The 20,127-nt window shown below is 69.1% G+C and carries 17 protein-coding genes and 1 pseudogene; 12 read left to right on the top strand and 6 right to left on the bottom strand.

Going from position 1 to position 20,127, the window contains the following annotated elements; genetic code table 11:
* Window positions 1-55: 55 nt before the first annotated feature.
* Both WAE60_RS01460 and WAE60_RS01455 read right to left on the bottom strand, forming a co-directional pair.
* Window positions 56-295, bottom strand: a complete 240-nt coding sequence (locus tag WAE60_RS01460) for a hypothetical protein (RefSeq protein ID WP_029916529.1) — start codon at window positions 293-295, stop codon at window positions 56-58.
* Window positions 296-314: 19 nt separating this feature from the next.
* Complete coding sequence (locus WAE60_RS01455; protein WP_337684532.1) at window positions 315-1,154, bottom strand: ATP-binding protein; 840 nt, start codon at window positions 1,152-1,154, stop codon at window positions 315-317.
* Between the two features lie 120 nt (window positions 1,155-1,274).
* On the opposite strand from WAE60_RS01455, the gene yajC reads away from it, so the two are divergent.
* The 6 genes from yajC (at window position 1,275) to WAE60_RS01425 (ending at window position 6,099) form a co-directional block, all read left to right on the top strand.
* Window positions 1,275-1,583, top strand: coding sequence for a preprotein translocase subunit YajC (gene yajC / locus WAE60_RS01450; RefSeq protein WP_029916526.1), 309 nt, complete (start codon window positions 1,275-1,277; stop codon window positions 1,581-1,583).
* 55 nt (window positions 1,584-1,638) lie between these two features.
* The gene (gene secD, locus WAE60_RS01445; RefSeq protein WP_337684530.1) at window positions 1,639-3,240 is read left to right on the top strand and encodes a protein translocase subunit SecD; all 1,602 of its coding nucleotides are present in this window, start codon (window positions 1,639-1,641) and stop codon (window positions 3,238-3,240) included.
* Window positions 3,241-3,249: 9 nt separating this feature from the next.
* Window positions 3,250-4,197 (top strand): protein translocase subunit SecF, encoded by a 948-nt coding sequence (gene secF, locus WAE60_RS01440; protein ID WP_029916522.1) that lies wholly within the window; start codon window positions 3,250-3,252, stop codon window positions 4,195-4,197.
* A 2-nt stretch (window positions 4,198-4,199) separates the two neighbouring features.
* Window positions 4,200-4,553 (top strand): MTH938/NDUFAF3 family protein, encoded by a 354-nt coding sequence (locus WAE60_RS01435; RefSeq protein ID WP_337684553.1) that lies wholly within the window; start codon window positions 4,200-4,202, stop codon window positions 4,551-4,553.
* An 81-nt stretch (window positions 4,554-4,634) separates the two neighbouring features.
* Entirely contained in the window at window positions 4,635-5,249 is a 615-nt protein-coding gene (locus tag WAE60_RS01430; RefSeq protein WP_029916518.1) for a urate hydroxylase PuuD, read from the top strand.
* A 94-nt stretch (window positions 5,250-5,343) separates the two neighbouring features.
* Window positions 5,344-6,099 (top strand): squalene/phytoene synthase family protein, encoded by a 756-nt coding sequence (locus WAE60_RS01425; protein ID WP_337684529.1) that lies wholly within the window; start codon window positions 5,344-5,346, stop codon window positions 6,097-6,099.
* A gap of 87 nt (window positions 6,100-6,186) precedes the next feature.
* Here the strand turns inward: WAE60_RS01425 and WAE60_RS01420 are convergent, their stop codons facing one another.
* Together WAE60_RS01420 and WAE60_RS01415 are read right to left on the bottom strand one after the other, a co-directional pair.
* On the bottom strand, window positions 6,187-7,251 hold the full coding sequence (locus WAE60_RS01420; protein WP_029916515.1) for a hypothetical protein: 1,065 nt from the start codon (window positions 7,249-7,251) through the stop codon (window positions 6,187-6,189).
* A 60-nt stretch (window positions 7,252-7,311) separates the two neighbouring features.
* Window positions 7,312-9,423 (bottom strand): S9 family peptidase, encoded by a 2,112-nt coding sequence (locus WAE60_RS01415; RefSeq protein ID WP_337684527.1) that lies wholly within the window; start codon window positions 9,421-9,423, stop codon window positions 7,312-7,314.
* Window positions 9,424-9,721: 298 nt separating this feature from the next.
* Here WAE60_RS01415 and lpxC point away from each other — a divergent pair, with 298 nt between their 5' ends.
* From lpxC to recN, 3 genes and pseudogenes are all read left to right on the top strand, one after another.
* Window positions 9,722-10,618, top strand: a complete 897-nt coding sequence (gene lpxC, locus WAE60_RS01410) for a UDP-3-O-acyl-N-acetylglucosamine deacetylase (protein WP_337684525.1) — start codon at window positions 9,722-9,724, stop codon at window positions 10,616-10,618.
* A gap of 232 nt (window positions 10,619-10,850) precedes the next feature.
* Window positions 10,851-11,710, top strand: a pseudogene (locus WAE60_RS01405) (outer membrane protein assembly factor BamD); the annotation flags it as partial.
* A 242-nt stretch (window positions 11,711-11,952) separates the two neighbouring features.
* Window positions 11,953-13,647, top strand: coding sequence for a DNA repair protein RecN (recN, locus tag WAE60_RS01400; RefSeq protein WP_029916507.1), 1,695 nt, complete (start codon window positions 11,953-11,955; stop codon window positions 13,645-13,647).
* 96 nt (window positions 13,648-13,743) lie between these two features.
* Here the strand turns inward: recN and WAE60_RS01395 are convergent, their stop codons facing one another.
* Complete coding sequence (locus WAE60_RS01395) at window positions 13,744-14,865, bottom strand: acyltransferase (RefSeq protein WP_337684523.1); 1,122 nt, start codon at window positions 14,863-14,865, stop codon at window positions 13,744-13,746.
* Window positions 14,866-15,710: 845 nt separating this feature from the next.
* Here WAE60_RS01395 and ligA point away from each other — a divergent pair.
* From ligA to WAE60_RS01380, 3 genes are all read left to right on the top strand, one after another.
* A complete protein-coding gene (ligA, locus tag WAE60_RS01390) occupies window positions 15,711-18,065 on the top strand; it encodes an NAD-dependent DNA ligase LigA (protein ID WP_029916503.1) in 2,355 nt (784 codons plus the stop codon).
* On the top strand, window positions 18,062-18,667 hold the full coding sequence (locus WAE60_RS01385; RefSeq protein ID WP_337684522.1) for a 3'-5' exonuclease: 606 nt from the start codon (window positions 18,062-18,064) through the stop codon (window positions 18,665-18,667). Before ligA ends, WAE60_RS01385 begins: the two co-directional genes overlap by 4 nt.
* 97 nt (window positions 18,668-18,764) lie before the next feature.
* Window positions 18,765-19,181 (top strand): DUF2147 domain-containing protein, encoded by a 417-nt coding sequence (locus WAE60_RS01380; RefSeq protein WP_029916499.1) that lies wholly within the window; start codon window positions 18,765-18,767, stop codon window positions 19,179-19,181.
* A gap of 139 nt (window positions 19,182-19,320) precedes the next feature.
* Here WAE60_RS01380 and WAE60_RS01375 read toward each other — a convergent pair whose 3' ends face one another.
* Window positions 19,321-20,124 carry an RNA methyltransferase gene (locus tag WAE60_RS01375; protein ID WP_029916497.1) on the bottom strand — a complete coding sequence of 268 codons (804 nt, stop codon included), beginning with the start codon at window positions 20,122-20,124 and terminating at the stop codon, window positions 19,321-19,323.
* Between the last annotated feature and the right edge of the window lie 3 nt (window positions 20,125-20,127).

Raw genomic sequence — 20,127 nt, 5'->3', positions numbered from 1 at the left:
ACCCGACCCTGGCTCCGCCAGGGCCACCCTCCCCACGAGGGGGAGGGACGGGAGCCTACTCGTTACCCCAGCGCCACTTCCACGGCCCGTCGCTCTTGCGCCAGCTGACGACGAGCACGATCGCCGTCGAGGCGAGAACGATGCCGAGATGCAGGTTCAGGTCGCGCTCGCTGAAGGCGATGGCGCTGGCGATGACGACGGCCAGGAAGCCGGTCACCAGCGCCCATCCTTCCCAGCTGCAAGGCAGTCCAGCGCCGAATCCGTAGCGCTTCACGCGAAACCAAGGCTTGCCCATAGGGGCCTCCAGAGCGGTTTTACGCCGGCAAGTGTACGCCCAGCTCCCCGGCCAGGTCACGGATGAACTGATAGGCCACGCGGCCCGAGCGGGCGCCGCGCAGCTGCGACCACTGCAGGGCCCTGCGCTCCAGGTTCTCGACCTCCAGGCCGAAGCGCTCGGCATAGACGTGGATCGCCGCCAGGTAGGTGGGCTGGTCCATGGGCGGGAAGCCGATCCACAGGCCGAAGCGATCGGAGACGCTCATCTCCTCCTCGGCGTTCTCGGCGGCGGCGATGGCGCCCTGGGTCTCGACGTGGTCGCGCGGCATCAGGTGGCGGCGGTTCGAGGTGGCCACGAACAGCACGTTCTCCGGCGGGCCGGCCACGCCGCCCTCCAGGGCCGACTTCAGCGCCTTGGCGGCCGCGGCGCCGTCCTCGAACGACAGGTCGTCGCACAGCACCACGAAGCGCTCGGCGCGCGTGCGGAGGGCGTCGAACAGGTCGGGCAGGGCGGTGACCTCGTCGCGGTCGACCTCGACCAGCTTCAGGGCCGGGTGTTCGCCGGCCAGCACCATGAAGGCCGACTTGGTCAGCGAGCTCTTGCCCGTGCCGCGCACGCCCCACAACAGCACGTGGTTGCAGGGCAGGCCGACGGCGAAGCGGCGCAGATTCTCGACGAAGCGGTCCTTCTGCCGATCCACGCCCACCAGCAGGTCCAGGGCCATCGGATAGTCCGGAGCCGGTACGAAGCTACCGCTCTTCGGATCATGCCGGAACAGCCGGCCACCGTCGAAGGCGGGGGCGGCCGGAGGGGCCGGGGCAAGGCGCTCCAAGGCGTCGGCGATGCGGGCGAGCAAGGGGAGGGCGGCTTCGGTCATGTGTTGCCTCCTAACCCCACCTCGCTGTCATTGCAAAAGCGGAGGTGAACGCATAGCTTCCGCCGACTTGGCGGGACCCCCATGTGCGGCGGGACGCTGGCTAGAATTCTTGGAGACGACATGTCCGGTGGACTGCAAGCCCAACTGATCCAGATCGCGCCCATCATCCTGATGGTCGTGCTCTTCTACTTCATGCTGATCCGTCCGCAGCAGCAGCGCGCCAAGCAGCACGCCGCCGCCATCGCCGCCGTCAAGCGCGGCGACAACGTCGTGCTGTCGAACGGCATGCTGGGCAAGGTCGTCCGGGTCGAGGAGACCGAGGTCGGCGTCGAGATCGCCCAAGGCGTGACCGTGAAGGTGGTCAAGAGCATGATCGCCGAGATCCGCGCCAAGGGCGAACCGGCCCCGGCCAACGATCCCAAGAGCTGATCACCTTTCGCGCCGTAACGAGGCGCCGAAAGGCGTCGTCCAGAGCCTGTAATCCATGCTGACCCTCTCCCGCTGGAAAGTCACCGCCGTCATCCTGTCGGTGATCTTCGGCATCGTCTTCACCCTGCCGAACCTGCTGCCGCAGAAGACGCTCGACGCGCTTCCCGGCTGGGTTCCCCACCAGAAGCTGAACCTGGGTCTCGACCTGCAAGGCGGGTCATACCTGCTGTACGAGGTCGACACCGACGCGCTGCGCAAGGAACGCCTGACCAACATGGTCGAGGACGTCCGCACCACGCTGCGCAACGACCAGATCGAGTTCGGCGAGCTGGGTGAGTCCGGCGGGATCGTGCGGGTCCGCATCACCGATCCGGCCAAGGTGGACCAGGCGGTCAGCCTGCTGCGCCGCTCGATCGGCGGGCCTCTGGCCGGCGCCATCGGCGGTCGCGACACCAGCGTCAGCAACAAGGGCGACGGCCGGCTGGAGCTGAGCTTCGTGCCCGAGGCCGCCAAGGCCGACGCCGCCAAGGCCGTGGACCAGTCCATCGAGACGATCCGCCGCCGGATCGACGCCCTGGGCACCAAGGAGCCCACGATCACCCGTCAGGGCAGCAACCGGATCGTCATCCAGGCGGCCGGCGAAAGCGACCCGGCGCGCCTGCAGGCCGTGATCGGCCAGACCGCCAAGCTGACCTTCCAGATGGTCGACGAGACGGTCTCGCAGGAAGACATGATCGCCGGCCGCATCCCGCCCGGCGTCGTGGTCATCCCGGGCACCCAGCCCGGCGCCCCGCCGATCCCGGTCGCCAAGCGCGCCCTGGTGACCGGCGAGGACCTGGTGACGGCGAACCAGGAGTTCGACAACCAGAGCGGCCAGGCCGTGGTCGCCTTCCGCTTCGGCGGCTCGGGCGCCCGCAAGTTCGGCGACGCCACCACCCGCAACGTCGGCAAGCGCTTCGCCATCGTGCTGGACGGCAAGTACATCTCCGACCCGCGCATCAACCAGCCCCTGCCGGGCGGTTCGGGCATCATCACCGGCAACTTCACGCCGGAAAGCGCCGCCGAGCTCGCCCTGCTGCTGCGCTCGGGCGCTCTGCCCGCCAAGCTGAACCTGGAAGAGCAGCGCACGGTCGGGGCCGAGCTGGGCGCCGACGCCGTCAAGGCCGGCGCCATCTCGCTGGCCATCGGCGCGGCGGCGATGTTCGTGTTCATCATCCTGGCCTACGGCCTGTTCGGCATCTTCGCCGCCCTGGCCCTGGTCGTGAACGTGCTGCTGATCATCGGCATCATGTCGATGACCCAGGCCACCCTGACGTTCCCCGGCATCGCCGGCCTGATCCTGACCCTGGCGGTCGCGGTCGACGCCAACGTGCTGATCTACGAACGGATGCGGGACGAGGCGGCGGCCGGGAGGTCGCCGATGTCGGCGGCCGACACCGGCTTCCGACGGGCCATGGTCTCGATCATGGACGCCAACATCACCAGCCTGATCTCCGCGGCGATCATGTTCGGGTTCGGCTCCGGCCCCATCAAGGGCTTCGCCTGGACCCTGTCGATCGGCGTGTTCACCTCGGTGTTCACCGCCATCATCATCACTCAAGTGCTCATCGGCTGGTGGTTCAAGGCCGCCAAGCCGAAGAAGCTGCCGATCGCTTAGGTTCCCATCATGGCTTGGCCCCTTATCCGCCTGATCCCCCGCGAGACCCACTTCCGCTTCGTGAAGTGGGCCCCGATCGCCGCCGGCCTGTCGGCCCTGCTGATCCTGGGTTCGTGCGTCTCGTTCTTCACCCAGGGTCTGAACCTGGGCATCGACTTCAAGGGCGGCATCGCCATGGAAGCGCGCATGCCCACGCCGATCCCCCTGGCCGAACTGCGCACCGAACTGGGCCGCATCGGCGTTCACGACGCCCAGGTCCAGGGCTTCGGCTCTCCCAACTCCGCCATGATCCGCTTCCTCCCGGAAGCCGGCCAGGACGCCAACGCCGAGGCCGCCGAGATCAAGCAGAAGCTGGTCGCGCACTTCCCGACCATGACCATGCCGGCCCCGTCGGTCATCGGCGCCAAGGTGTCGGGCGAGCTGCTGGGCTCGGGCTTCAAGGCCCTGGGCATCGCCCTGCTGCTGATGCTGGGCTACATCTGGTTCCGCTTCCAGTGGCAGTTCGGCGTCGGCGCCGTCATCGCGGTGTTCCACGACATCATCCTGACGCTGGGCCTGCTGTCGGTGATGCAGATCGAGTTCTCGATGACCTCGATCGCCGCCCTGCTGACGGTGATCGGCTACTCCATGAACGAGAAGGTCATCACCTTCGACCGTCTCAAGGAGAACCTGCGCAAGTACAAGACCACGCCGCTGCGCGACATCATCGACCTGTCGGAGAACGAGCGTCTGTCGCGGACGATCATCACCGGCTCGACGGCGCTGCTGGCCCTGGGCGGCACCATGGTGTTCGGCGGCCCGGTGCTGTTCCCGCTGGTCTTCACCATGACCTTCGGCATCATCATCGGCACCTATTCGTCGATCTACATCGCCCTGCCGCTGATCCTGGTCTGGGGCGTCAAGCGGGGCGACGAGGAAGCCACGCCGATCAAGCTCGGCGCCGGCACCCGGCCCTGATGCTGCGCCAGCCGCCATCGATCGACGCCTGGGGCGGCGGCGGTTTCCGCGTCTCCGGCGAATGGCGGCCCGGTTCGCTGCTGATCCTCGACGATCAGCCGCGCGCCTGGTCGGCCGCCAGCCTGGCCGCCCTGACGCCCGAGGACTTCGCCGAGGTCTTCGCGGCGGGCGGGGCGGTGGAGTTCGTACTGCTGGGCGTGGGCCTGGTCAACGCCCTGCCGCCGCGCCTCGTGCGCGACGCTCTGAAGGCGGCGGGCGTGGGCCTGGAGTTCATGAGCACCGAGGCCGCGGCCCGCACCTACAACGTCCTGGCCAGCGAAGGCCGGCGGATGGCGGCGGCCCTGATCGCGGTCTAGACGGCCAACCGCCCGTCTATTTGCCGACTCTGCGCGGCGCCCTATACCTGAGCGCAAGCAGGGGCATTAGGGGGCCACGACATGACCAGTCTTCTTTCCAACTTCCGCAACACCATCATCGTCAGCGTCATCCTGGCGCTGGTCGTGGTGTTCGGCTTCGGCCACAGCCCGCAGGGCTTCGACGGGGCCTATTTCCAGGCGATCTTCCGCCTGCTGCACGTGTTCTTCGGCATCCTGTGGATCGGGCTGCTGTATTATTTCAACTTCGTCCAGATCCGCGTCATGCCGCAGATCCCGGCCGAGCTGAAGCCGGCCGTCTCCAAGTACATCGCGCCCGAGGCGCTGTTCTGGTTCCGCTGGGCCGCTCTGGCGACCTGGGTGATGGGCGTGATCCTGGCCGTGGCGCGCGGCTACTTCGCCGAGGCCGCGACCCTGGGCCTGTGGAACGGCTACGAGCGCGGGACCGACATGGGCTTCACCTTCATCGGCCTGGGCATGTGGCTGGCGACGATCATGTTCATCAACGTCTGGGGCGTGATCTGGCCGAACCAGAAGCGCGCCCTCGGCATCGTCGAGGCCGATGCGGACACCAAGGCCAAGGCCGCCAAGATGGCCATGCTGTTCTCGCGCATCAACACGCTGCTCAGCATCCCGATGCTGGCCTGCATGACGATGTACCAGACGCTGTTCGGCTGATCCCGGCCTTCGCCGGGATGACGACATCCAAGGAAAGGCCCGCCGGTTCGGCGGGCCTTTTGCTTTTGGGCGATGCAGCGCATAAGCCGCGCCCATGACCACGCCCATGACTACGTTGGACGTCACCCACCGCAACAACGCGCCGGACACCGACCTGGACGCCCTGGTGCGCCGGGTGGACCCCGACCGCTGGCTGGCCAGCCGGTTCATCGCCGATCCCAAGGCGCGGGCCGACGTGATCGCGCTCTACGCCTTCAACTACGAGCTGGCCCGGGTGGCCGGCGGGGTCAGCAACGCCCTGATGGGCGAGATCCGCCTGACCTGGTGGCGCGAGGCCATGGACGAGATCGCCGCCGGCCAGCCGGCGCGCCGTCACCCCACGGTCGAGGCCGTGGTGGCCGCCGGCTATCCCCTGAGCGCCCTGGCCGAGATGGCCGAGGCCCGCATGGCCGACCTGGACGCCGCGCCGTTCGAGACCGAGGCCCAGGTCCTGGCCTATCTCGACGCCACGGCCGGGGCGGTGACGATGCTGGCCGCCTGGCGGCTGGACCCGAAGGCCGACCCCCACGCGGTGCAGGAGGCCGCCCGGGCCTACGGCCTGGCGGGCCTGTGGCGACTGAAGCGGGCAGGGGTCCAGCGCCTGCCGGCCGACTGGACGCAAGGCGACGTGCGCCGTCGCGTGGACGCGGCGCTGGGCAAGGCTCGAGGCGCCCTCAAGGCCCTGCCGATCGCCGCGTTCCCCGCCGCCGCGCCGGCGGCCCTGGCGAAGGCCCAGACGGGCGAACGTGAGCTGAGCCCGTTCGAGACCCAGCTGCGCCTGACCTGGGCGGTGGCGACGGGAAGGGTCTAGAGCCGGGGACATGCCCTTGCGGCGTGTCCCCATCAGCATCCGCGGAGCCAAGTCTTGGGGACACGCCGCAAGGGCATGTCCCCGGCCTCAAGCCGCTTCCGACGGCTTCTTCGGCTGGCGCGCGGCCTTGGTCAGGCGGTCCAGCACATCCGGCACCAACTGCTCGGAAAAGCCGCCGATGAACGCCCAGACCATCATCTTGGCCGCGTCGATGGCGGCCGCGAACATCATGCCGCGATTGACCAGGGTGATCGGGCAGTCGTAGCGGCAGGGCACGATCTGCGGGAACAGCGTCGCCGCACCCTTGCCGACGATGTCGCCGTTCTGCACCAGGCCGCTGGCGAAGAAGGCCACCAGCACGAACGACACCGACATGCCCACGAAGGCGGCGATGAACACCGCCGTCAGGCCCTGGCTCAGCGCGCTGACCTGGCGCACGGGGTCGATCTCGGACGAGGCCGAGGCCATGGCCGACTCCGTGCGCCGCAGCACCGAGACCATGGCCCCGGCCGCGCCGACGAAGGCGATCAGCGAGAAGTTGGAGATCACCGTCACCGACTCGCGCAGGGAGCCGGGCGGGGTGATGTTGGGCAGGACCCGGGTGACCATCAGCGCCAGGAAAAGCCAGCACAGCAGGCCCAGGGCCCAGCGCCGCATGCGGCCGGTCAGCACCTCGCGCTCGCTGCTCAGCGTGTAGAGCAGTTTCAGCCGCTCCAGCAGGCTCAGGGCCTCGGCCTCCAGTTCGTCGCGACTGGCGTCCTCGGCGCAGAAGACCAGGTGGTCGAGCTTGACGTTCTTGGGACCGACGGCCTGCACGTAGCGCTCGCGCAGCTGCGGCACGAACCACTTCAGCCGCTCCAGCCCGTAGTCGCGGACCATCCATTTGCGCAGGTCGACGGCGGCGGCGATCTGTTCGCTGGGATAGGGGCTCCTGAAGCCCTCGGTCAGGCGCTTGAACTTCTCTTCCTGCTCGGCCTGGCTGTTGCCCTCGGCCGTGCCGCCTTCGGCATAGCCCTGGTTGCCGTGGCGCAGGGCGATCTCGGTGAGGTCGAGGTCCAGCTCGGCGGCCAGGATCCGGGCCTCCGCATAGCGTCCCCCCAGTCGTGAATGCAGCGTCAGCCGGTTCGAGATCGCGCGAAACAGGTGGAACATGAGCGCCCCTTCCGTCGTCAAACTAACGGAAGGGGTGAATGGCTGCAATTTATAAGCGTATTACTTGGCGGGCTCGCCCTTGGTCCATTGATCGAGCCACTTCTGCACTTCGTCGTGCCATTGCACCGAGTTCTGGGCCTTCAGGACCCAGTGGTTCTCGTTCGGGAAATACAGCAGCTTGCTGGGGACGCCCTTGCGCTGCAGGGCGGTGAACGTGCCGATGCCTTCTTCCAGCGGCACGCGGAAATCCTGGCCGCCCTGGACGACCAGGGTCGGCACGCTCCACTGGTCGACGTGGTCGGCCGGGTTGAACTTCGAATAGGTCGTGCCGGCCTGGAAGGGCGGGCCGCCGTTCTCCCACTCGCTGAACCAAAGCTCCTCGGTGGAGTAGCCCATGAAGCGGCTGTCGAAGATGCCGTCGTGGTCGACCAGGCACTTCCACGGCTCCTTCCACTGGCTGGCGATCCAGTTGATCATGAAGCCGCCGTACGAGCCGCCCAGGGCGCAGGCGCGGTCCTTGTCCAGGAAGCCGTACTTGGACGTGGCGAAGGCCCAGCCCTTCTGCAGGTCCTCCAGCGGGCGATCGCCCCAGTGCTGGCTGATGGCGTCGGTGAAGGCCTGGCCGTAGCCGGTCGAGCCGTGGAAATCGATCATCACCACGGCGTAGCCGGCGCCGGCGTAGGTCTGGGCGTTCCAGCGGTAGTGGAAGAGGTTGCCGAAGCTGCCTTGCGGGCCGCCGTGGATCAGGAAGGCCACGGGATACTTCTTGGCCGGATCGAAGTTGGCGGGCTTCACCAGGTAGCCGTGCACGGTCTCGCCGTTCCAGCCGGGGAAGCTGAACTGCTCGGCCTCGCCCATGGCCACGCCGGCCAGGGCCTGGGCGTTGTTGTCGGTCAGCTTGATCGGCGCGCCGGCCTTCTTGCCGGTCGACAGGGCGTACAGCTGGGCCGGGCCCTTCAGGTTGTCCTGGGCGTAGACCAGGGTCCCGCCGCCCAGGCTGAGGGCGCTGACATGGCCTTCGCCGGTCAGGGGCGAGACCTTGCCGCTCTTGACATCGACGGCGAACAGCTTGGTCTGCCCGATGTCCTCGGCGGTCGTGTAGATCGTCTTGCCGTCGGCGCTCCAGGTGATCGACTGGGCCGAGCGGTCCCAGGCGGGGCTCAGCTCGCGCACCGTATCGCCCTCGCGGACCATGATCGCGTAGCGGTCGGCCTCGAAGCCCGGGCGCTTCATGGCCAGCCAGGCCACGGCCTTGCCGTCCGGCGAGACGGTGGGCTGGGAGTCCATGGCCTTGTTGGCCGTCGTCTCGTTGACCGGGGCGGCCGAGCCGTCCAGCGGTGCGCGCCACAGGTCGTAGTTGGTGCTCCACGATTCCTCGCGGTCGGCCGGCTTGGCCGAGAAGATCACCGACTTGCCGTCGGGCGTGATGACGAAGTCCTCGTCGCCGCCGAACGGCTTGGTCGGGGTGTCGCCGTTGAAGCCGTTCATCAGGGCGACGGGCTCGCCGGTCGCCAGGCCCTGGTCGTCCAGCTTCAGGGCGTAGAGGTGGTTCTGCAGCCCGTCGTTCCACTGGTCCCAGTGGCGGATGAACAGCTTGTCGAACACCACGCCGGTGGTCTTCTGCGCGCCCTTGGCGGCCAGCCGGTCCTTGGTGCAGTCCAGGGTGGCGCAGTCGGGGAACACGGCTTGCGCGATGACGATGGTCTTGCCGTCGGGCGCGATCTTGAAGGCGCCGACGTCGAACGGGGCCTTGGTCACCTGGACGGCGGTCTCGCCGGCCGTATCGGTGCGGTAGACCTGATCCAGGCCGCCCGTCCGTCCCGAGACGAAGTAGATCGCCTTGCCGTCCGGCGACCAGCGCGGGCTGCTCGCGCCGCCGTCCGAGACGGCCAGCCGGCGCGGGGCCATCTTGGCCTTCAGGTCGGCGATCCACAGCGACATGGCGGCCTTGTTGGCCGGCAGGTCCATCGTCCGTACGCTGTAGACCACGAAGCGGCCGTCCGGCGCCACGCGCGGATCGCTGATCCGCTCCAGCTGCACCATGTCCTTGGCGGTGAAGCCTCGGCCGGCGTCGGCGGCCAGCGCGGCGGGCGCGACGGCGAAGGCGGCCAGGGACAGGGCCCCAAGGGACACGGCAAGGGCGGAGGCGGCTATGCGCAAGGTCTTGGTCATCGAAACGGGATCCGGGAGATGGTGACGCCGAAAAGCGGCCCGAGCCTAGCGAGGACGTGCCGCCTAGGCCAGGGCAGGGGGCGGAAGATTGCGCCGGAGCGGCCCGGCTCGCGGAGCAAGCTGCGCAATACGACAAAATAATGACCGCTGATCGGCCAAAAAAGCCATGAAAAACAAGTCGCTAGGGAGGTAACAATCGGAAACAGGACTTGCTTTGCCGCGACGCAGCATTGTCCCTAAATGGTACGTGGGGCGAGAAGGCGGTCTTCGAACCGTCCGCTGGTAGTAAGGGTTTCAAGTGTCGGCTTCGGCATATTTTCAGCACACGGTCGCCGGACCGGTGATTTTCGCGGGGGTGGGCCTCCACACGGGCTCGCACGTGCGCGTCGCCGTGCGCCCGGCCGCGATCGACGCCGGGATCGTCTTCGTGCGCACCGACGTGCATGACCGCGACAACCGCGTGCCGGTTTCGCCCGAGGCCGTCTGCCAGACGCAGCTGGGCACCGTCATCAACAACGCCGCCGACGTGCGCGTCTCGACGATCGAGCACCTGATGGCCGCCCTGGCCGCCCTGGCTATCGACAACTGCGTGGTCGAGCTGGACGGTCCCGAGGTTCCGATCATGGACGGCTCGTCCGAGCCCTTCGTGCAGATCCTCGACCGCGCCGGTCGCCGCAAGCAGGAAGCCGCCCGCCGCTACATCGAGATCCTCGAGACCGTGACGGTCGAGGAGGGCGACAAGACCGCCAGCCTGTCGCCCAGCTACCGCTTCGAGGTGGCCTTCGAGATCGCCTTCGCCAGCAAGGCCATCGGCCGCCAGCGCATCGACCTGGCCGTCGACGAAGAATCGTTCCGCGCCGAACTGGCCGACTGCCGCACCTTCGGCTTCGTCCGCGACGTCGAGGCCCTGCGCGCCATCGGCCTGGCCCGCGGCGGCACGATGGAGAACGCCGTGGTCATCGACGGCGACCGCGTGCTGAATCCCGAGGGCCTGCGCCGCCCCGACGAGTTCGTGCGCCACAAGGCGCTGGACGCGGTGGGCGACCTCTACGTGCTGGGCGCGCCGGTCATCGGCCGTTTCGAAGGCGTGCTGGCCGGCCACGGCCTGAACAACGCCATCGTCCGGGCCCTGATCGCCAACCCGGCCGCCTGGCGGGTGCGCGCGCATTCGGTGGAATTGGCGCAGGCCGTCTGACAAACTGATATGAACGCGTCGGCCTTCGACCTGATTTGGTCAAAAAGCCGATGTCTGTAGCGTTTGGACGGATTCCCGGGGGGATGCGTCTTTGGGCGTACCCTGGTCACGGCTCGGCTTCCATTTGCGCCCGCATCGGCGTGGTGTAGAAGCCTTGCACGGCGCAGGGGCGCACGTTTGCTTCGAGGGTGAAAAGTCGGTGCTTCGTAATTTCTCGGGACGCAAGGCCGTCATGGTCGCGACCGCCGTGCTGGTCGCCCTGTCGGTCTCCGCTTGCGCGGGCAAGCGCAAGAAGCCGACCCTGGCCTATGAAGAGCGCCCGGTGGAGCTGCTCTATTCGACCGGCGCCAACCGCCTGGACCGCGGCAACTGGAACGAGGCCGTCGACTACTTCCGCGAGGTCGAGCGCCAGCACCCCTATTCGGAATGGTCGCGCCGCTCGATCCTGATGACCGGCTACGCCCACTACATGGGCAACCAGTACAGCGAGGCGATCTCGGACGCCGACCGATTCATCGGCCTGTACCCGGGCAACCCGTCGGCCTCGTACGCCTACTATCTGAAGGCCGTCTGCTATTTCGAGCAGATCGTCGACGTGAACCGCGACCAGGCCGCCACCGAGCAGGCCATGGCGGCCCTGCGCGACGTGGTCCAGCGCTATCCCAACTCGGAATACGCCCAGGACGCCCGCCTGAAGATCGACATGGTCAGCGACCAGCTGGCCGGCAAGGAAATGACGATCGGCCGCTACTACCTGAAGAACGGCCAGACCCTGGCCGCCATCGGCCGGTTCCGCACCGTCGTCGATCGCCACCAGACCACCTCGCACACCCCGGAAGCCCTCTACCGCCTGGTCGAGAGCTACCTGACCCTGGGCCTGCTGGACGAGGCCAAGCGCAACGGCGCGGTGCTGGGCTACAACTTCCCGGGCGATCCCTGGTACGCCGAGGCCTACAAGCTGCTGACCGCCAACAACCTCAAGCCGGCCGTCGAGCCGCTGAAGGCGGGCAACAAGCGCAACGCGCTGGATCGCCTGATCCACGACAAGGACACCACCCTGGCCCCGCCGGCCGCCGCCGCGCCCGTCGCGGCGACCCCGCCGGCCGACGGGACGGCCCCGGCGACCACCGAGGCCAAGCCGGCGACGCCGGCCACGCCGCCCGCCAAGCCCAAGAAGGGCGGGATCATGGGCGTCCTGGGGATGTAGAGTTCAAGCGGGCCGGTCCTCCAGGATCGGCCCGTTTTCCGTTCCGGAACGGCCCTCGCGGCCCGTGAGAACGTCCCGAGAACAAGACCCCTTTGAAAAACCCTGATTCCCGGCGATCCTGGCGGCCATGCTGATCGGCCTTTCCATCCGCGACGTCGTGCTCATCGAAAGCCTGGACCTGGCCATCGGCCCGGGCCTGACCGCGCTCACCGGCGAGACCGGGGCGGGCAAGTCGATCATCCTGGACGCCCTGGGCCTGGCCACGGGCGCGCGGGCCGACGCCGGGCTCGTCCGCCGGGGGGCCGCGGGCCACGCCAGCGCCACCGCCATCTTCGCCCTGCCGGCCGACCACGCCGCCTTCGCCTATCTGGACGACAAGGGCCTGGACTACGCCCGCGACGAGGACCTGGTCCTGCGCCGCCAGCTGTCGCCCGACGGCCGCTCCCGGGCCTTCGTCAACGACCAGGCCACCAGCGTGGGCGTGCTCAAGGACCTGGGCGCGCTGCTGCTGGAGGTGCACGGCCAGCACGAGACGGTCGGCCTGCTGGACGTGCGCACCCACCGCACCCTGCTGGACGCCTTCGGGGCGGTCGGCGTCGGGGCCGTGGCCTCGGCCTGGAGCGGCTGGCGCGCCGCCCGCGAGAAGGCCGCCGCCCTGCGCGACCTGGCCGACCGCGCCGCCGTCGAGACCGAGGAACTGACGCTTCGCCTGTCGGAGCTGGACCGGCTGGACCCGCGCGAGGGCGAGGAGACGCAACTCGCCGAGGAGCGGGCCCTGCTGGGCTCGGCCGAGAAGGCCCTGGCCGACATCAGCGCCGCGTCCGAGGCCCTGGGCGGCGACAACCTTTCGGGCAAGCTGGCCGGCGCCTTCCGCGCCCTGGAACGGGCCCGCGACCGCGCCATCCAGGCCGGCGCCCCCGCCGACGGCCCGGCCGTCAGCCGCCTGGCCGCCGCCTGCGAGGCGGTCGACCGCGCCCTGGTCGAGGCCCAGGAGGCCGCCGCCGCCATCGACGGCGCCGCCGAGGCCTTCGAGTTCGAGCCCGACCGGCTGGAAAAGGCCGAGGAGCGGCTGTTCGCCCTGCGCGGCATGGCCCGCAAGCTGAACGTCGCCGTCGAGCTGCTGCCCGACAAGCGCGCCGAGTTCGCCGCCAAGCTGCAGGCCATCGAGACCTCCGGCGAGGCGCTGCTGGAGGCCGAGCGCGAGGCCGCCGACGCCCGCGACGCCTATCTCTTCGCGGCCCAGGCCCTGTCGGCCGAACGCCGCGCCGCCGGTGACCGCCTGGCCGCCGCCGTCGAGGCCGAGCTGACGCCGCTGAAGCTGGAGAAGGCCCGGTTCCGGGTCGCCGTCGAACCGCTGGACGAGGACCGCGCCGGCCCCACCGGCGCCGATCGCGTGGCCTTCGAGATCTCGACCAATCCCGGCGCGCCGTTCGGTCCGATGGAGGCCATCGCCTCGGGCGGCGAACTGGCCCGCTTCGCCCTGGCCCTGAAGGCCGCCCTGGCGGGTCGCGAAGGGCCCCAGCCGCTGATGATCTTCGACGAGGTCGACCAGGGCGTCGGCGGGGCCGTGGCCGACGCCGTGGGCCTGCGCCTCAAGCGCCTGGCGGCGAACGCCCAGGTGCTGGTCGTCACCCACTCGGCCCAGGTCGCCGCCCGGGCCGACGCCCACTGGCGGATCGCCAAGTCCGGCGACGACACCTCGACCCGCACGCGGGTGGAGCCGCTGTCGCCGGCCCAGCGCCAGGAGGAGATCGCGCGCATGCTGTCGGGGGCCGAGGTCACCGAGGCGGCTCGGGCGGCGGCCAAGGCGCTGATTGGGTAATTTTCTATCCGCTCATCCCGGCGAATGCCGGGACCCAGATGGAATGGCGCTGAGCTGACCTCCAAGAGCGCTGAGCTTTTCCAATCAGACCCAAAGCTAAGGGATCTGGGTCCCGGCATTCGCCGGGATGAGCGGATGATTGGGAGCGCGCGACCACCCCTTCACCCACACCTGCAGCGGCGCGTCGACGAAGCGTTCGAACAGCCAGGCGGCGGCGACGCAGGCGGGCAGGGCCAGGGCCCAGGCGGCCCAGAGAGCGGGGCCCTCGACGCCCAGCTTGCCCTCGACGACCCGCAGCAGGCCGAACCAGACCACGGCGACCAGCTGGTTGGTCAGGAACAGGGCGAACGACAGGCGGCCGGCCAGGCCCGCCCAGCCCCAACCTTTGGCTCCCGAGGCGCCGGCGGCCCAGATCAGCAGGCCCAGCAGGGCCAGGCTCGCATGGTCGAAGCGCCCGACGACCTGCAGGGCCACGACGCCGACGCCGGCGGCGAGGGCCAGGCCGTCGGGCCAGCGCGAGGGCAGGGCGGTCGGCAGGCGGGCGATCAGCATGCCCAGCGCGAACAGCGGGATCCCGCGCACCAGGCCGAACCGCAGCGGCAGCTGGTGGGCCGGGATGCCGGTCACGGCCTTGGCGGCGTAGTCGACGACCAGGAACAGGGCGACACCGATCGCCAGGGTGGTCCAGGGCGAGGTGATCCGGGCCGCGGCCCGCCAGGCGGCCGGGAAGCCGGCGTAGCAGACGATCAGGGCCGACAGGGTCCAGGTCGGCATGTTCCAGCCCGACGGGCCTGGCACGAACCAGGCCTGCATCAGGAAGACCTGCGGCAGCAGCTGGTCCCACTGGAACCACTGCGGATTCTGCGGGGCCAGGCCGACGGCGCCGGTGGCCAGGATGAAGATGACGAACAGGACCAGCATCACCAGGTGGGCGGGCCAGATGCGCAGCAGGCGGCGCTTGAGGAACTCGCCCGTGGTGACGCCCTGGCCGAGCACCCGAGGCCCGTAGGTCTTGGCCAGGACATAGCCCGACAGCATCAGGAAGAAGTCGGTGGCCAGGTAGCCGCGCCCGAACGCGGGGTGGATCGCGAACAGCGACACCGGCGCCCGCTCGGCCACGTGATAGAGCACGATGAACAGCGCCGCCACGAACCGCAGCAGGTCCAGGGCCCCGCCGCGCGACAGGCCGTTCTGGGACATCGTGGCGGTTTGGGACATGCGGCGGCTCCTTTCCCGCGAGGGAGCAAGGGCCGGGCCAGGAGAGGATGTGCGACCGGGGACATGCCCTTGGGCGTGTCCCCAGGTCTCGCGCGGCGCCAGGTGGTTGGGGACACGCCGCAAGGGCATGTCCCCGACTGAGCGACTTATCCTCGGCGGATAGCGAACAGACTTCAGCGTTTTCAACGCCCTGAACTTTTTCGACCGAACTTATGCTCACCCTTCCAGGCGCCCGTATCCTGAGGTCACCTGAAGGCGGGGGAGGGCGCACGTACGGCGACCGATGCGGCCTTCGGGGGTGGACGAGCGGGAAGGCTTTGTCCGTCGTGTCTCCTCGGAGACGCCCTGGGTTGGAGTTGGAGCAGGTTCGCCTTAGCCGCGACGAAGCTCCGGCGCTCGGGGAGACGGAGAAGCCGCCAGGCCTGGGCTGAAATCGCCCAGGCGGTCCGGGGTGCGGCCAGCACCTCGCCCGTCGGGGGCCTCTCTCGGAGCGGGTTAAAAATCCGCGATCCGAAGGCTTCCGGATAACGGCTCCGCGCGAAGCGCCTGTCTTCGTCGAAACGGTATTCAAAACTGCAAATCATCCGGGCGAGGCCCGGGCGCTTCGCACCCTTCCCACCCGCTCACAGCCGCAGGCGTGAGATCACACCCCCTTGCCCCAACTGACCGCTACGCGGTCTGTCCGCCCCGTAGGGGGCGGAGCCTTCGCGCCAGCGCTCTTCCCCCTCCGGGGGAAGACGACCGCGTAGCGGTCCGTAGGGGGCAAGTGTTCGCCTGCACTGAGCTCCCCCACGGCAAGACGGCCTGCTAGTCTCGCCGCCGTTCCACAGCCTCCGGATTCGCCCGTGTCCCAGATCGCCGTCGCCGACCTCACCAAGGACCAAGCCGATGCCGAACTGGCTTGGCTGGCCGACGAGCTGGCGGCCCACGACCTGCGCTATCACCAGCAGGACGCGCCGACGATCAGCGACGGCGAGTACGACGCCCTCAAGCGCCGCAACCTCGACATCGAGGCGCGGTTCCCCGACCTGATCCGCGAGAACTCGCCGTCGATGCGGGTGGGCGCGGCCCGGGCCGAGCAGTTCTCGCCGGTCGAGCACGGCGTGCCGATGCTGAGCCTGGACAACGCCTTCTCCAACGACGAGGCCTCCGAGTTCGACGCCCGCATCCGCCGCTTCCTGCGCCTGTCCGCCGACGAGCCGGTCTTCTACACCGCCGAGCCCAAGATCGACGGCCTGTCGGCCTCGTTGCGCTACGAGAAGGGCGTGCTGGTCCAGGGCGCGACGCGCGGCGACGGCCGGGTGGGCGAGGACGTCACCGCCAACCTGCGGACCATCGCCGACATCCCGCACAAGCTGAAAGGCTCCGGCTGGCCCGACGTGATCGAGATCCGCGGCGAGGTCTATGTCGAGCTGGAGGCCTTCGCCGAATTCAACGCCGCCGCCCTGGAGGCCGGCCAGCGCACCTACGCCAACCCGCGCAACTTCGCCGCCGGCTCGCTGCGCCAGATCGACCCCAAGATCAGCGCCCAGCGTCCGCTGCGTTTCTTCGCCTATGCCTGGGGCCTGGTCAGCGGGCCGTTCGCCGCCGGCCAGTGGGAGGCCCTGGGCAAGCTGCACGACTGGGGCTTCGTGACCACGGCCCCGCCGGCCAAGCGCGTCCGGGACGCCCAGGGTCTGCTGGACGCCTATGCCGAGTTCGAGGTGCTGCGGCCCAAGCTGCCGTTCGACATCGACGGCGTGGTCTACAAGGTCGACGAGCTGGAGCAGCAGCGCCGCCTGGGCTTCGTCTCGCGCTCGCCGCGCTGGGCCATCGCCCGCAAGTTCCCGGCCCAGCAGGCCCGCACCATCCTGGAGGCCATCGACCTGCAGGTGGGCCGCACCGGGGCGATCACCCCGGTGGCGCGGCTCAAGCCCGTGACCGTGGGCGGGGTCTCGGTGACCAACGCCACCCTGCACAACGCCGACGAGATCGCCCGCCTGGACGTCCGCGTCGGCGACACCGTGGTGATCCAGCGGGCCGGCGACGTGATCCCGCAGATCGTCCAGGTGGCGCTGGAGGAGCGTCCGAGCCCCGCGCCGGAACCCTATGAATTCCCTCACCAATGCCCGTGCCCGCTGAAGACGCCGCTGGCCCGCGAGGTCAACGCCTCGGGCGCGGAGTCGGTGGTGCGCCGCTGCACCGGCGAGTTCGCCTGTCCGTTCCAGCGCATCGAGCACCTGCGCCACTTCGTGTCGCGCCGCGCCTTCGACATCGAGGGCCTGGGCGAGAAGCAGCTGGCGGCCTTCTTCGAGGAGGGCTGGATCAAGGAGCCGGCCGACATCTTCAGGCTGGCCCGCGACGAGGAGAAGCTGGCCCAGCTTCGGGAACGCGACGGCTACGGCGAGACCTCGGTGGCCAACCTGGTCAAGGGCATCGAGGCCCGGCGCACCATCGGCCTGGACCGGGTGATCTACGGCCTGGGCATGCGCGACATCGGCGAGACCACCTCGACCGTTCTGGCCCGGAACTTCGACCGCTTCGAGGACCTGCAGGCGGCCGCCGAACGGGCGGCGGGGCAGCTGCCGGGCGCGGTCTATCTGGAGCTGGCGGGGGCGGCCGGGGTCGGACCCAAGGCGCGCGACGAGCTGGTCGAGGCCGGCAAGGGCGGGCTGAAGGCCGACCCGTGGCCCGAGGCCGACAGCCTGGAGGTCAAGATCGGCCACGCCGTGCCCAAGCTGAACAAACCGGCCCGCGCGGCCCTGGCCGAGCGCTACGGCGACTGGAACGCCTTCGCCCAGGCCCTGGCCGAGGCCGGGCAGGGGGCGCCGGGCGACGACTATCTGAACCTGGCGGCCATCGACGGGATCGGCCCTGTGGCCGCCCAATCGATCGCCCGGTTCTTTGCCGAGGACCACAATCGCGAGAAGGTCGCCAACCTCGTCGCCGAGCTCGACATCCAGCCGGTGGCCAAGCCCAAGACCGACACGGCCGTGGCCGGCAAGACCATCGTCTTCACCGGCTCGCTGGAGAAGATGACCCGCGACGAGGCCAAGGCCCAGGCCGAGGGGCTGGGGGCCAAGGTAGCCTCGTCGGTGTCGAAGAAGACCGACCTGGTCGTGGCCGGCCCGGGGGCGGGCTCCAAGCTGAAGACCGCGACCGAACTGGGGATCCAGGTGATGACCGAGGACGAGTGGCTCGAGATGGTGGGGGCTGGATGACCGTCGTCGCCATCGACTTCGAGACGGCCAACGAGCAGCGTTCAAGCCCCTGCGCCATCGGCCTGGCCTGGATCGAGGACGGGGCGATCACGGAGGTCGAGCACCACTACATCCGGCCGATCGACATGCGCTTCTCGGGCTGGAACATCGCCGTCCACGGCATCCGGCCGGCCGACGTCGAGGACGCCGACGAGTTCCCGGCGGTGCTGTCGCGGCTGCGGGACCGGATCGAGGCGGCGACGGTGATCGCCCACAACGCGTCGTTCGACATCAGCGTGATGCGCCGGACCTGCGAGCTCTACGGCCTGCCGTATCCGCGCTTCGACTACATCTGCACGGTGCAGGTGGCCAAGAACACCTGGCCGCAGCTGCCGTCGGCCAAGCTGGACGCGGTCTGCGGTTTCCTGGGCGTGGACTTCAAGCACCACGACGCCGCCCAGGACGCCTATGCCTGCGGGGCCGTGGCCCTGGCGGCCGTGGAGGCGACCCAGGCGGCGCACATCCGCGAGCTGCCGGACAGGCTGGGCATGACGGCCGGGCGGCTGAACGCCGACAGCTACACCACCTGCTCCAGTCCGGGCCTGCGGCGGCGGGCCGGATAGGGGATCGGCGAGCCTTGTTCGAACTTGGCCACCAATTCATGGCCGGTTCAGCCGAACGCGCGTTAGAAGGGTGACAACAACAGGGAGAGGACCCCCCATGAAACTGCCCATCGTCGCCGCCGTCCTGGCTCTTTCTGTCTCCGCCCCGGCCTTCGCCCAGGACGTCACGGGTCTGTGGCAGACCCAGACCAACGGCGGCCAGGTCGAGATCAGCCGCTGCGGCAACAGCCTGTGCGGCAAGCTGGTCAGCTCGGATCACATCAAGAAGGATCCGACGGTCAAGGACGAGAAGAACAAGGATCCCAGCCAGCGCGGCCGCACGCTGAAGAACATGCAGATGCTGTACGACTTCACCGGCGGTCCGACCAAGTGGACGGGCGGCAAGGTCTACAACGCCGCCGACGGCGGCACCTATTCGGGCACGATCACCGTGCTCTCGGCTAACGAGCTGAAGCTGAAGGGCTGCATCGTGGCCCCGCTGTGCAAGACCGAGAAGTGGACGCGGATCAAGTAGCTGGAGATTTCTCCCTCCCCCTTGTGGGGAGGGGGACCAGCGAAGCTGGTGGGTGGGGTCTGCGGAGTCATCAAGCCCCACCCGACCCTGGCTCCGCCAGGGCCACCCTCCCCACGAGGGGGAGGGAAGGATCAAAACCCTATCCCGTCACCGTGTAGATCATGATCCCCGTCGCCACCGACAGGTTCAGGCTGTCGGCCCGGCCCCGCATGGGGATCTTGACGTTGACGTCGCAGGCGGCGGCCAGTTCGGGCGGCAGGCCCTGCTGCTCGTTGCCCATCAGGATCAGCGACGGCTTCACATAGTCGGCGCTCTTGTGGTCGACCGTGGCGGTCAGCAGGGTGCCGATCACGCTGCCGGGCCAAGTCTCGCGCCAGGCCAGGAACTCGGCGATCGAGGCCTTGGCGATCTTGACCGCGAAGATCGAGCCCATGGTCGCCCGCACGCCCTCGACCGAATAGGGGTCGACGCAGTCGCCGACCAGGATCACCCCGCCGCAGCCGGCCGCGTCGGCCGTGCGGATCACGGTGCCCAGGTTGCCCGGGTCGCGGACGGCCTGCATGGCCACCCAGCACGGGGCGCTCTCGGGCACGATGGCGCTGAGCGGGGTGAAGACCTGTTTGAACACCCCGACCACGGCCTGCGGATTGTCGCGCCGCGAGACCTTCTCGAGGATCTCGCGATTGACCTCGATGACCTCGCCGCCGGCCTTCAGGCAGGCCTGGCTGGCCTTCTGCAGCATCGGATGGTCGGCCGCGTCGCGGCCGTACATCAGGATCTTGGGCGCGTGGCCGCAGTCGATCGCCTCGATGACGATCTTCAGGCCCTCGGCCAGGAACAGTCCGCTCTCCTCGCGCTCCTTGCGCATGTGCAGGGCGCGGACGGCCTTGACGGTATTGTTCGACAGGGAGGTGACGGTCTTTGAGTGCTGGGGGGCGTTCATGGC

The organism is Caulobacter sp. CCG-8 (genome assembly GCF_037402475.1).
Classification (GTDB): Bacteria; Pseudomonadota; Alphaproteobacteria; order Caulobacterales; family Caulobacteraceae; genus Caulobacter.
Note: the sequence above shows the minus strand (reverse complement) of the source record. Positions and strands in the feature narration are given on the sequence as shown.

What these genes read in the sequence shown, in the direction of transcription:
- WAE60_RS01460 (WP_029916529.1), bottom strand. Translation starts at nt 295, where the DNA reads ATGGGCAAGCCTTGGTTTCGCGTGAAGCGCTACGGATTCGGCGCTGGA.
- WAE60_RS01455 (WP_337684532.1), bottom strand. Translation starts at nt 1,154, where the DNA reads ATGACCGAAGCCGCCCTCCCCTTGCTCGCCCGCATCGCCGACGCCTTG.
- yajC (WP_029916526.1), top strand. Translation starts at nt 1,275, where the DNA reads ATGTCCGGTGGACTGCAAGCCCAACTGATCCAGATCGCGCCCATCATC.
- secD (WP_337684530.1), top strand. Translation starts at nt 1,639, where the DNA reads ATGCTGACCCTCTCCCGCTGGAAAGTCACCGCCGTCATCCTGTCGGTG.
- secF (WP_029916522.1), top strand. Translation starts at nt 3,250, where the DNA reads ATGGCTTGGCCCCTTATCCGCCTGATCCCCCGCGAGACCCACTTCCGC.
- WAE60_RS01430 (WP_029916518.1), top strand. Translation starts at nt 4,635, where the DNA reads ATGACCAGTCTTCTTTCCAACTTCCGCAACACCATCATCGTCAGCGTC.
- WAE60_RS01425 (WP_337684529.1), top strand. Translation starts at nt 5,344, where the DNA reads ATGACCACGCCCATGACTACGTTGGACGTCACCCACCGCAACAACGCG.
- WAE60_RS01420 (WP_029916515.1), bottom strand. Translation starts at nt 7,251, where the DNA reads ATGTTCCACCTGTTTCGCGCGATCTCGAACCGGCTGACGCTGCATTCA.
- WAE60_RS01415 (WP_337684527.1), bottom strand. Translation starts at nt 9,423, where the DNA reads ATGACCAAGACCTTGCGCATAGCCGCCTCCGCCCTTGCCGTGTCCCTT.
- recN (WP_029916507.1), top strand. Translation starts at nt 11,953, where the DNA reads ATGCTGATCGGCCTTTCCATCCGCGACGTCGTGCTCATCGAAAGCCTG.
- WAE60_RS01395 (WP_337684523.1), bottom strand. Translation starts at nt 14,865, where the DNA reads ATGTCCCAAACCGCCACGATGTCCCAGAACGGCCTGTCGCGCGGCGGG.
- WAE60_RS01385 (WP_337684522.1), top strand. Translation starts at nt 18,062, where the DNA reads ATGACCGTCGTCGCCATCGACTTCGAGACGGCCAACGAGCAGCGTTCA.
- WAE60_RS01380 (WP_029916499.1), top strand. Translation starts at nt 18,765, where the DNA reads ATGAAACTGCCCATCGTCGCCGCCGTCCTGGCTCTTTCTGTCTCCGCC.
- WAE60_RS01375 (WP_029916497.1), bottom strand. Translation starts at nt 20,124, where the DNA reads ATGAACGCCCCCCAGCACTCAAAGACCGTCACCTCCCTGTCGAACAAT.